6 protein-coding genes are annotated in these 11727 nt (G+C 56.1%); 2 read left to right on the forward strand and 4 right to left on the reverse strand.

The features are described from left to right. Nucleotides 1–214 precede the first annotated feature (214 nt). Genes zorD through zorA1 form a run of 4 tightly spaced genes read right to left on the reverse strand, consistent with a single transcriptional unit; the run spans nt 215 to nt 8037 of the window. Nucleotides 215–3463 carry a type I Zorya anti-phage system protein ZorD gene (gene zorD, locus PC358_RS18120; protein WP_033701643.1) on the reverse strand — a complete coding sequence of 1083 codons (3249 nt, stop codon included), beginning with the start codon at nt 3461–3463 and terminating at the stop codon, nt 215–217. After that, nucleotides 3463–5091 carry a type I Zorya anti-phage system protein ZorC gene (zorC, locus tag PC358_RS18125; protein WP_033701648.1) on the reverse strand — a complete coding sequence of 543 codons (1629 nt, stop codon included), beginning with the start codon at nt 5089–5091 and terminating at the stop codon, nt 3463–3465. Before zorC ends, zorD begins: the two co-directional genes overlap by 1 nt. Then, a complete protein-coding gene (zorB1, locus tag PC358_RS18130; protein WP_033701649.1) occupies nt 5088–5831 on the reverse strand; it encodes a type I Zorya anti-phage system protein ZorB1 in 744 nt (247 codons plus the stop codon). Before zorB1 ends, zorC begins: the two co-directional genes overlap by 4 nt. Nucleotides 5832–5844: 13 nt before the next feature. Next, entirely contained in the window at nt 5845–8037 is a 2193-nt protein-coding gene (zorA1, locus tag PC358_RS18135; protein ID WP_033701651.1) for a type I Zorya anti-phage system protein ZorA1, read from the reverse strand. 840 nt (nt 8038–8877) lie between these two features. Here zorA1 and PC358_RS18140 point away from each other — a divergent pair. Together PC358_RS18140 and PC358_RS18145 are read left to right on the forward strand one after the other, a co-directional pair. Continuing rightward, nucleotides 8878–10728 (forward strand): 3'-5' exonuclease, encoded by a 1851-nt coding sequence (locus tag PC358_RS18140; RefSeq protein WP_033701653.1) that lies wholly within the window; start codon nt 8878–8880, stop codon nt 10726–10728. Nucleotides 10729–10793: 65 nt separating this feature from the next. Then, a complete protein-coding gene (locus tag PC358_RS18145) occupies nt 10794–11564 on the forward strand; it encodes a nuclease-related domain-containing protein (RefSeq protein ID WP_033701654.1) in 771 nt (256 codons plus the stop codon). Nucleotides 11565–11727 lie beyond the last annotated feature (163 nt).

Here is an 11727-nt window from a genome sequence, read left to right on the forward strand (position 1 = left end):
ACAATCCAGGCAGGCCTCGCTGGCGATACTGCGTTGGAAACCCCTCAGGCGGCTGAAAGCTCCGCAATTGCAAATGCAGTAATGAACAACCTGCACGCAAAATTGACACATAGCTAAGTAACCCCGCATAAGGAGGCAGGCATTAACAGTGTGTCGAGGCTGGCCGTCACCTTTCTAATTCGATTGTGATTTTGATTAATTAAAGGCTCAGCCTTCACCGCGCCCCCAGCAATCCCTCAAAATCCGAAGCATGAAGCTCCGAAGCCCCACTCAACATATCCCGCGCCAACGCCCGTCGCTTACTCAAGAGCTCATCCAGCGTCGCCTCGAACGTCGGCATCGCTGCATCTCGAACCGTCGGATAGTACACATACACATCCTTCTGCTGCCCAATCCGATAAGCCCGATCGGTCGCCTGATCTTCCTTGGCCGGGTTCCAGCAACGCGTGAAGTGAATGACGTGGTTGGCAGCCTGCACGTTCACCCCGAATCCGACGGCGATAGTGGACAGGATGATGACGGCGAAACCTGGCAGCTCCTGGAACTGATCGATGAGCCTCTGCCGGCTATTGGCGCTCTGACTGCTGGTACTGGTATCGCCATTGATGACCGTCGCCCGAAACCCGAAATGCTGCTGAATCGCGTGCTGCAATTCACGCTGAATATCACGCAACTCCGTAAAGACGATGACCTTGTCGCCGTTGCCAGCCCTTTTGATCGACTCGAGCGTCTGAATCAGCCACTGAAGCTTCGGGGAGTTGTCGCGCAACCGCGTGTCTGGTTGAACGCTATAAGGATGGGCACAAATCAGCTTGAGCTTGTGCAGCAACCCCAGCATGCCGGAGCTCTTCTGATCGAGCTGCTCTTCGATCTGCTGCTTCTGGCTGTATACAGATACTTCGGACAGATACAGGTTACGCTGCAGGACATGCATGCCAAGTGAACGGCATGCTGCGTCTTCGATCTTGGCCGGTAGGTCCTTGGCGATATCCTGCTTGGTCCGCCGCAAAGTCTGCGGTTCGATAAGCCCACGCAGGCGTTCCAGCGCATCCGTATCACGCTCCAGTGCGGCTTCGATGGGGCGCTGATAGTCGCGACCGAACTGGTTCAAGCCGCCCAGAAATCCTGGCTGAATGAAGTCGAACAGACACCAGAGATCGATCAAGGTATTTTCGACTGGTGTACCAGTACACGCCACTCGGAAGCGTGCAGGGATAGCTTTGATCGCTTGAGTCACCAGTGCCGCCGGGTTCTTCAGCTTCTGAGCTTCGTCACACACGACGATGGACCATTGCTGGCGCGCCAGGGAAAACTCCTGATCACGCAGTGTCTCGTAAGTCGTCAGGACGATTCGGGCATCGCCCATCCAACCTGGACGCAGCAGGTTCTTGATGCCTTTGGCTTTCAAGTCCGCTGGGATTTCATCTTTCTTGAACTTCACTGCACTCAAGGCTGAGCCGTACAGCTTCAATACAGGCAGCGCGTCAGCAAAGAAGAAACGGTGAAGCTCTCGCTCCCAGTTATCGAGCAACGAAACCGGAGCGACGATCAGTGTTGGTTGATCGTTTGGGTACTGTTCCAAGTACCAGACCAGGAAGGTGAGCAACTGGATCGTTTTCCCAAGCCCCATGTCATCAGCGAGCAAGCAACCCGATACGTCCGTGGGTGACAAGCGGAACAAATGCTGCAACCACGCCACGCCTTGCAGCTGATGGTCACGCAGAACGACCTCAGGCTTGAGCAAACCAGGCAACTCTGGCGTTGCATCCAAAGCGGCGCGTAACGCTGCTTGACGTACCTGTACGTAAGTCGGCTCGTCAATGTTGTGGCCGATTTGTAGTACGGCGCGGCCAACTTTCTCCCGTTGCTCAACTTGGCCGGTCTCGACAGGTGCAATCTTCTTCGACCAGGCATCCAACAGTTGTTCTGCTGCGGCGATCGAGAGTGGTGTTTCGGACTCTGGCAAACAGACCGTGTCATCACCGGCAGCGCGTGCTTCATCCAGCCGCTGCCCAAACGCTTCAAATTGAGCACGATCGGAAGGATCCCACCGCCCCAGGATTTCTGCGTCGATGCCCAGCGCTGCCACATCTTTCGGCAACCAGTTCTCGGTCGCCTCTTTGACCAGGAAAGGCGAAGTAATTCTTTGCGCCTCACCAATGCCTGTCACACGGTCGCCGTAGAGAGAAAGGTCCAGGACCGATTCAAACTCGATTCCGGCCGCTTCGTTTTGCCAACGCTTGAGCAGGTCATTGATGCCTGCCAACTGGCGCAAATCAAAATCGCTGAGTTCCAGCTCATAGCCCTGCCAGAAGCCTGCAGGCATGCAGGCGGCCAACTTCAGGTGCAGTTCATGCACAAGCGGCGCGAATTCATGGGCCGCTTTGAACTCAATTTCGATAGGCGCCTGCGGGGTTGGAGAAATCGGCTCGAGCGTCAGTGTTACCTGCTCGATACGCTGGCCCGCTTCATCCAGTTTGGGTTCCAGATGGAAGCGATGAAAGAAAATACCGGCCTCAGCGAGCTCGTCTTCATAGGCTTCGGCATCCAGCACGTGTGCGGCACTTTCGCCGAGTGTGCTGTAAGGGTTACGGACGAATGAAAGGGCATCGTCACCAGCAACCCGACGCCCGGGTAAGGAACGCACGTACTCCAGTACCGATTTGACTTCAGGCTCAATCAGAACATGAGTCAGCGAGCCATCGTCACCCGTTATCCGGTACCGATCCTGAACCTGCTTGGCACCGTCAAAGCTCTCAAGCCAGTTGGCCGGCTGGCCATCAAAGCTCGGTTGCAACTCGATAACTGGTGTGTCGCCAAGCGTCGACTTTCGTGGGTTGAGCCGCAGTTTCTCGGGTTTGATAACGACGGTCTTGTCCAGGAAGCCATCCATGCCAGCGCCAGCCTTGCGCGCCAGCTTTCTGATGCTGGCCCAGCCGATCTGGTTGGTCACTTCACCGGGCTCATTTTGTTGTGCCTGATAAAGCTGCCGTATAGCACCGGTCAGTTTCCAGGACGCCTCAGGCAGCGTTTCTGTGGCTCCCTGATGTTGAACGATGGCCCCCGTTCGCTGCACATGCACGCTGGCATTGGACTGCGGATCACGCCAGCCACTGATGGAGACCTTGAAATCGTCGGAGGCAAGGCTGCCCTGGCTGCTCAATTGAGGGATGAGGGCTGTCTGCGGCGGCAACCCCAATAGTGGCAGGCTTGTTTCGTGCTCTGGCTCATCCAGCAGCCGGTAGAGCTCATCCCACGTCAAGAGCCAGCGATCGCTCAACTGGGAGACGAACTCCTCTTCTTCCAGCTGATCAAGGTAACTCGCCAGCGACCAGGACTCCGTGCTCTCCGCCAAGCTCAGGGGATAACAGATGCCCTGCTCTTCAATGGAAAAAACCGGCTCAGTATTTTCTGCTGCCGAGTTAGGCTGCAGGCCAATGCCTTTGAGGAAACGCTTGAGCATTACTGTCTCCAGAACCGGAGTGGCTGGTTATTGACGGGCCTGAAGCCCAGGCGCTGCAGTGCAGTTACTGCGGCCGGGTCATGATCATCAAGCTGGACCTGAAATGCACCGCCGCGCTCGCGCTGATCATAGACCTTGTGTTTGACCGACTTTAGAGCGTCACGGACCTGGTCTTCAAAAGGCAACGCTTTGGCTGAGCCTGCCGCTGCGGCCTGACTCTGTACACGAATACCCCATTGTTCGAGGGCATAATCGAATTTGCTGAGCCAACCCTCTATGCGGTCCGGGCGGCTGGGTGCGGGTGAATGCCGCATTCGATCCAGTGCACGATTAGGCTGCTTCAGCTCGCTCGCCAATTCGAGCTGCATCTTGTCTGGGTTGAAAGGCGACTTGTCTGCTTGATACACATAGCAGGCATTACCCGTACCGGAGAATTCCACGAAAAAGTAGTTCCCGATCTGCATGATGACGGCATTGTTATGGCCAGGCCCGCCTAGCAGTCGGCTGAGGCGCCCCTTGTTCTTCTCTCGGAAGTGGACGAAGTCTCGCCCGCTGTCATGCCAGGCATCCGAACCCATGACAATCCGGGTGTAACTCATCTGGTTGGCAAAACGCAGCCAATAATGCAGACGAGATTGATCGACTTCTGCCTCCCCTTTGAGCAGGTTGAAGAAGTGCTCTAGATCCTCCTTCGCAAACCACGCCACAACCATGGCACAGACATCTTTATCGACATACTGCAGCCAGCTGTTTTGTCTAGAGCGGATCTGCGGACTACCCCAATTGTCTAGCGCCAGCTGTTTGAGCAGCGACGACGGCTTCTCCCGATAAGCTGCCAAGTGGTAACGCGACAGGCATGCACTCAGAATGTCGTTCATGTACCGCGGGTGCTGTCGGCCGATGTCGACCAGATCGGGCAAGCGCTGAGAAAACTCGGCGTCATCCAACATGAAAATGCGAGAAATCAGTACGGTAAAAACCCTGCGCCACAGCCAGCTGTTGTCCGGGATCTGCGCAATCGTCTGCAATGCCGAAAGGTCGCTAATCTCGCCCTTGAACATCTGGTCACCCAGCGTGGCACCTGCCTGCTCGGAAAAAAGCTCCTGATGTTGCTGAACGATCTGCACCCATTCCTTCACTCGCTTCTGCTGGTCTCTGACGCATTCGAAACCGAGCTGAACGTCTTCGCGCAACAGGCACCAATTGGCATTCTGCGCAGGCTTGGCAGCGTCGTAGCCAAAGTAGCTGAAGCACAGCGCCAACCAATCCCGGCGGCTCAGTCTTCGCTTTTCGATACGCTGATGTACTTCTTCGTGCACCCGGGCATAAAGCTGGTCATCGTCCAGTATCGGCCCGACGCGCTCACTTTTGTCGGAAAGGCCGGCGAAAACCAAGCGCCATTCCGAGGCGTTGAGTGGTAGTACATTGCGAAACTTGCTTATCGCAGCACGGCGCTTTTCTTCGGGTGGCGGTAAGGCCTTTTCTGCGCGCTCGAATCGCTCGTAAAGATCGACTCCCGCAGCAGCCAGACGGGGAAATCGCTCCAACGGTTCTGGAGCCTGCACCGTGCGATGAGCTGACAGGCTTTGGCTAATGGCGGCGGAAAGCCTCGCGATCGAACTGGTCATCGGTTCATCGCCAACTGACATTTTTCCACATCAGTGTTAGTGAACACCGGCACATCAGGCTTGAGATTGCCCTCCTTCTCCTTCAAGCCAAAGAACTGCATGCGCAACTCCACACGCCGGCTTTCTTCCTTGGTGTCCTTTGCATTGTTGAACGACACACCACCCGCCAGAAACATCGATCTGATCTGCTGCTGATGCTCCGGCGACAATCCGACCTGGAGCGGGCTGCGACTATCGAGCAGGCTGCACATCACCCACTCCGAGCGCTGCAGTGACAGGTGCAGGTTATAAAGGTAGGAACCGTCGGTATCGGTAGATCCCTCGATCACGACCTGTTTGAACCACTTGCGCCCCTCTTCACTGTTGGCCGCGTCCAGAATCATCGGCACGACCTCCTGAAGTGCCGATTGGCCATCGTTACTCAGCGCGTACTGGTTATGCCCAAAGCGGCCAGCATCGCCGAAGCTGATCCGGTTGTCCTTGCAGTCCACGACGATGGTCTTGCTGGCAGTCTTCGCCTTGAGGCTGAGGTGCTCGCAAATCTGACTGATGTCCTTGCTACGCTGCTTCTCCCCCTGCTCCGACTGGTTGATACGCTGTGTCACGGAGCTCAAAGCCGCGACCATGACCACGAGAAACAGAATCATCATCGCGGTCATCAAATCAGCAAAGGAAATCCAGAAAGGCTTCTCTCCCTCGTCCTTTGAACGGGCAGCCGAAGGCATTTGCTTACCAAACATCGACTAGCCTCCGTTACCGCCTGATGCGTTCCATGATGTCGCCGAAGTCTTCAAGGCTTTCCTTGACCCCTTCCACACCGCCAGCGAGGCTCTTGACTGCTTTATCGAGCTCGGTGTCGAGGCTACCCAGGGTTTGTCTCAACGCCCGGTCCATGCCTTCACCGAATTCCTTGAAGCCGTTACCCAGCACACCACTGATGTTTTCGAGGTACTCATACACTTCACGGTTGAGCGCCTGCATCCGCTCGCTTTGAACCTTCAGGTCCTGGAGATACTGGCTGCGACCGCTGGCTTCCCCTTGAGCACTGGCAACTACCCCTTCGATGACAGCGAGCGTTTTCGCTAACGCTTCACGATTGTTCCGATAGTCCGCGACAACGGTGTTCAGCTCACGCGACGCCTGTGCAAGCTCAGCCCCTGCGCCCTGAACTGTACTCATCAGCCCTGCAGTCGACTCACTGGCGCGCACAACGCTTTGCCCGGCAGTTTCAAATCTCTCAGCCGCCGCCCGCATCTTGTCCGCACCTAGCTGCATGCTGTGCAGATGCTGCTCTGTCTGGGCGCTCAATGCATTGACAGTGTCCTGGGCAGACTTCTGTTGCTCGGAAACCGTCTGCAGCAACGCCTTGACCTGCTCGTCGAGGCCGCCCACCAGGTCGCGGGTACCTTGGTGCAGGTCTGCCTGGGCAGCGCGGGTGGATTGATCCATCTGCTGCTGGCCCTGTTCCAGTTGCTTGAAGACTGCAGAAAGCTGCTCACCCAGCACCTCGACCGAGCCTGCAATTTTGGCCATGGTTTCCTGTTGGCCTTGGCCGATGCTCTGCTTGATTGACTCGACAAAAGCCTGGAGATTCTCCGCCATTGCCTGCTGGCGAGCCTCGCTTTGAGCAAACAGCTTCTCCAGTTGCTCGGCCATTCGCGCGCCAGCCCCCTCGCCTTCGTTGCCGATACGGGCAACCGAAGCCTGAAGATTGGCAAGCATCTCGTTCATCCCCGCTTGCATGGCGTTTTGTCCGGCCTGCATATCGGCCAGTAGTTGGGCAATCATGGTCGAACTGCTTTGATTCGAAGACTCGCTAGCCGAACGCATATCCTGGATCAGCGTCGAGAAGCCTTGCTGCATCGACTGCATGGCAGCAACCGACTGGCCCATCAACTCGTGCAGGCCATTGAACTGCTGGCCGAACGTACCTTCAAGCTTGTTCATGAACGCCACCAGAACATCCTGAAGCAGGTTCTGCACCTGCCCGGACTGATCGCCACTGGCGGCCTGCACGGCTCCCGCGATAGCTTCAAGCGGCGACTTGAGGCTATTTTCAATTGCGCCGCTCACTTGGTCGGCCAGCAGTTGCCCTGAGTCACGGTACGTCGTGGACAAGGTATCTGCCAATTTGAGGCTTTCACGAACCTGGGTATCAACGAGGTTCTGTAGCATTTCCCGCAGATCGGTAACCAGGCTGTCCTTTAGCTGGCGGGTTTGCACCGAGCTTTCAGCACTTGATCGCACCAGCTCGGCAAGGTATTCCTCACCGACTCCGCTGTCGAAAAGGCCGTCGATTGTTTCGTTGAGTGCCTCAAGCAGCTTGTAGCAGTGCCCCAAGCGCCACTTTTCAGTAAGCGTGACAGCGATAGAGGCCATGATTGAAATGAAGGAGCCGATGAAAGCGAACAGCACGTCTTTCAACAGCTTATCCACGCTAGCGTTAACCTGCTCAGGCGTGCTCGGGTCAAAGTGCTGAAGCCCCAGCATCAAGCCGAAGAAGGTTCCGACAATACCGATACCAGTCAAGATACCAGGCAGGTGCTTATAGAATTCGGTTCCCAGCGGGGTATCAACCACACTTTGCGGCGAGAAGAAGTGTGCAGCTCCTGCGGTGGCTCGCGATCGGACAAGGACCTGTTCGCCCTCCTTTAGCTCGAACTGATCGTGCAGCGTTTCAGCATACTCGCGCCAGGAATGCTCCAGCCTGCCGCCACTGAACAGACGTTCCAGCTCAGAGCGCCGAAGAGGTGGAGCGAGAGTTTTTACGCTCTGCAAGCTTGCAGTCAAACGTTTCAGCTTGGCGCTCAGCTTGAATGACCTACAGAAGTAACGGACGAAATACCAAGCGCAAAGAATGAAAACGAGACCAACAACCATTTTGGGTGCGATCAGCTGCTCAGAGCTTGCTGCACCCCATAGGTGCACCAACGTCGAAAAATCCATACCTTCCGCCTTCAATTAATTCTTGATGTTCAGCATGACCGCATTACCGACACTGATGCGTCAAAGACCAATCCAGTTGGATCAATGACAGCACCTTGCCAAGCGCGCGCTTCGGGGCGCCACAAACTCGGAATGGGCCGGCGCACCACGTGCACCCTATAACCTTCCGTGGACAAATGGAGGGAGATAATGTCCTTATGCCAGCACCTTAGCTTGAGCCGTAACTGTCGTAAAGCTGAAAGCTCAACCCCTGTATTCGGCATCCTGAAGCGAAGCGATTTCCCATCTACCCGCTTAGCTTAAGAGCAGCCCTCTAGGTACATCTGATCGGGGTGAAAAACCTCAGGCAAGTGCAGTGCAGGCTGATGGCGGGCTATGCCTTCAGTTCGATGCGCCGCGTCGGTGTCGAGTCGGGCCGACGATCGGATCAGGAGCTCGCGCAGGTCAGTCGAAGCAGGCTGACGCTTCGACCAGGTCGACCGCGATTTGGGCGCAGGTCGACTTACAGTCGTCACTGTTGTTTGTTGGCAGGCTAGGATTAGGTATCTCAGCATTCCAGTTGGTATTCCAGGCTAAAATCCAAACCGAAATTAAGCCTAATAATCAATATATTAATCCGTCGATTCAACTTACCCCGGCCCTATCAGCTGCTATTTGGTAAAATCAAGTAAGCCGCCTCGGCTTAACGCTTACCCCCAGCCCTCCCCTCACGGCCCAAAATCGCAGTCAGTGAATCCCCCAGCGCCGCTGCCCCAAACCGCCCCCTCCTCCTGTTGGATTTGCACCTCGCAGCATTAAATCCTACTGTGCACGGCGTTTTTGGATATGGACGATAAGGATATGGCCCAACTCTTCCCGGCACTCAGTGCCTGTCGCTTCGACGCTCCCGGCGAAAAACGCCTGGCGGAGCGACTCGAGAAAAAGCTCTCACACGACTGGCTATGCTGGTTCAACGTGCCAGTAGGCCCAAAGGGTCTGCAACCTGACTTTGTCCTGTTGCACCCGAAAATCGGGCTATTAGTGCTCGAAGTCAAAGACTGGAAAACGACTTCGCTAATCTCGATAACGGCCAGCGATGTGAAAAAATATGATGATGGTCAGGAAAAAACCGTTATCAATCCCCTGGCGCAGGCCCGCAAGAATGCCTTTGAAACCGTTCAGGCACTGGAGAAAGACAGCGCGCTGACCCAAGGTGCTGAGGCTTACCGGCCCGGCAAGCTGATCATGCCGTACAGCTGGGGGGTGGTGCTCACCGAGATCACTCGCAAAGAGTTCGAGGCAAGACAGCTTGGTGCCGCGATGGAGGGGACGCGGGTCATCTGCAAGGACGAGATGTACGAAACCGCCGACAGCAGCGTATTCGAACAGCAGGTTTGCAAGATGCTGGTCCATCAGTTTCCCGTGCATCTGGTACCAGAACAGATCGACCGAGTGCGTTATCACTTGTTTCCAGAGATCCGCTTGAGCCCTGCCCCCGCCCAGTTCGGGTTGTTCAGCGAACAAGACGCGCCCCTTCCCTGCCTGCTGAAAGTGATGGACCTTCAGCAAGAGCAGTTGGCGCGCTCAATGGGCGATGGCCATCGGGTGATCCATGGTGTAGCAGGTAGCGGTAAAACCATGATCCTGGTCTATCGCTGCTTGTACCTGGCTCGCGCAGCCACTAAACCGGTGCTGGTCTTGTGCTTCAACAAAACACTTGCCGCGCGTTTGAACCAGGTGCTGCAACAGCACCGCCAGGAGCACAAGGTAACCGTCGTAGGCTTTCACGCCTGGTGCCACAGCTTGCTGACCCAAGCAAAACTCGCCATCCCCGAAATGAAAGGGGCGAAGTTTATTCAAGCACTGGAAGAAGAGGTGCTTCGGCAAATGGAAAGCGGCGCCCTCGCGCCCGAACAGTACGGTGCCATCCTGATTGATGAAGGGCATGACTTCAAACCCGAGTGGTTCCGCTTAGTCGTCCATCAGGTGGATCGTGAGCGCGAGGACCTATTGGTACTGTATGACGACGCCCAAGCGATCTATCGCGGCAAGGCGCCGAGCACAAAATTGGCGTTCAGTTTTGCCAGCGTGGGCATCAAGGCTTCTGGCCGTACCACGGTGCTGCGTATCAATTATCGCAACACGCTGGAAGTGCTGTCGGTTGCCCATGCATTCTCCAAGGAGTTGCTAAGCGCACGCGACGCCGAAGACGACCATGTACCTGTGCTTGCACCCCAAAGTGCAGGTCGCCGGGGTGAGATGCCACAGCTTCTAAGCCTTGCTGGGGCTGCACAAGAGGCGCAATGCCTGGTTGCTAGGCTGAGGTCAGAACATGAAAACGGCAGAGCCTGGGACGACATGGCGGTCATTTACCGGCATACCGAGCAGGCCTTCTGGGTTGAAGAGGCGCTAAAGGCGGCAGGTATCCCCTACACCACCGCACGCGTGAGCTCTCAGCGCACAAAGCTTTACGCCCACCATTCGGTAAAAATCGTCAGCATGCACTCCAGCAAAGGGCTGGAGTTTGGTTTTGTGATGATCCCGCGCCTGCATGAAATGCCAGCCAAGGGCGAAGATGAAGCTGACGAGATGCGCTTGCTATACGTGGCGATGACACGCGCAGTCGATCGCCTGGTAATGAGCCATCAAGGTGAGTCGGGGTTCACCGAACGTCTCGGGGAAGCAATCGCTCAAGTAAAAGCCAGCCTTTAGGTCAACGGCTGTTCGTACAGCGGTCTGGAATAGCCGCTGTCACCCATATTTTTGGAAGGTAAGAAATGGACTTCACACCCATCATCGCCCAGCACTGGATCCCCCTGAGCTGGTTCATCCCCCTCGTCATCTTGCTTTTCGCACTCAAGTCTCCAGGTGTAAAGGGCTACCTCGGCGAGCTGCTTGTACGCTACTTCGCCTACCTGTACCTGAACGAGCAAACCTATCGCCGCCTGCACAACATCACCCTGGACACCCCGGACGGCACCACCCAGATCGACCACGTTTTCGTCTCGGTGTACGGTATTTTCGTGCTCGAAACGAAGAATATGAACGGCTGGATCTTCGGCAGCGAAAAGCAGCCCCAGTGGACGCAGAAGCTCTACAAGCGCACGTTCAAATTCCAGAACCCGCTGCGGCAGAACTACAAGCACCTCAAAGCACTGGAAACGACCTTGGGCGTGAATGCCGAGCACCTGCACTCGGTGATCACCTTCGTCGGTGACAGCACGTTCAAAACGCAGATGCCTGCAAACGTTACCCAAGGCAGCAAGTTCATTCGCTACATCAAATCGTTTAATCAGCCGGTGTTCACCGAGGCCGATGTGAACACCATGCTGCAAACCCTGCAAACCGGCCGCCGTGCCCCTACCCGCGCTACTCACCGCGAGCATGTGCAAAACCTGAAACGCCGCAGCGACCCGACAGCCGAGCGGCAATGCCCTAAATGTGGCAATGCGCTGCTGGTTCGGACCGCCAAATCAGGGGCGAAGGCAGGGCAGCAGTTTTGGGGTTGTTCGGCATTCCCCAAATGCCGAACGATGCAGAGTCTTTAAGCGTGAGAGGGGCTTGCGGGCGTGTCGATTCAGCCGATACGACCAGGGCCCTTCAGTTCAGCTTTCAACCGGCGGGCTTCGTGTCGGGCTTACGCCCCAGCTCCCCACAACTAATTCACCCCTCCAAAATCCCCCCCAACCGCTCCGCCACCCGCCCCGCCTG

The organism is Pseudomonas capeferrum (genome assembly GCF_000731675.1).
Lineage (GTDB): Bacteria > Pseudomonadota > Gammaproteobacteria > Pseudomonadales > Pseudomonadaceae > Aquipseudomonas > Aquipseudomonas capeferrum.

Coding starts and splice junctions, on each gene's coding strand:
- zorD (WP_033701643.1), bottom strand. CDS start 3,463: ATGCTCAAGCGTTTCCTCAAAGGCATTGGCCTGCAGCCTAACTCGGCA.
- zorC (WP_033701648.1), bottom strand. CDS start 5,091: ATGACCAGTTCGATCGCGAGGCTTTCCGCCGCCATTAGCCAAAGCCTG.
- zorB1 (WP_033701649.1), bottom strand. CDS start 5,831: ATGTTTGGTAAGCAAATGCCTTCGGCTGCCCGTTCAAAGGACGAGGGA.
- zorA1 (WP_033701651.1), bottom strand. CDS start 8,037: ATGGATTTTTCGACGTTGGTGCACCTATGGGGTGCAGCAAGCTCTGAG.
- PC358_RS18140 (WP_033701653.1), top strand. CDS start 8,878: ATGGCCCAACTCTTCCCGGCACTCAGTGCCTGTCGCTTCGACGCTCCC.
- PC358_RS18145 (WP_033701654.1), top strand. CDS start 10,794: ATGGACTTCACACCCATCATCGCCCAGCACTGGATCCCCCTGAGCTGG.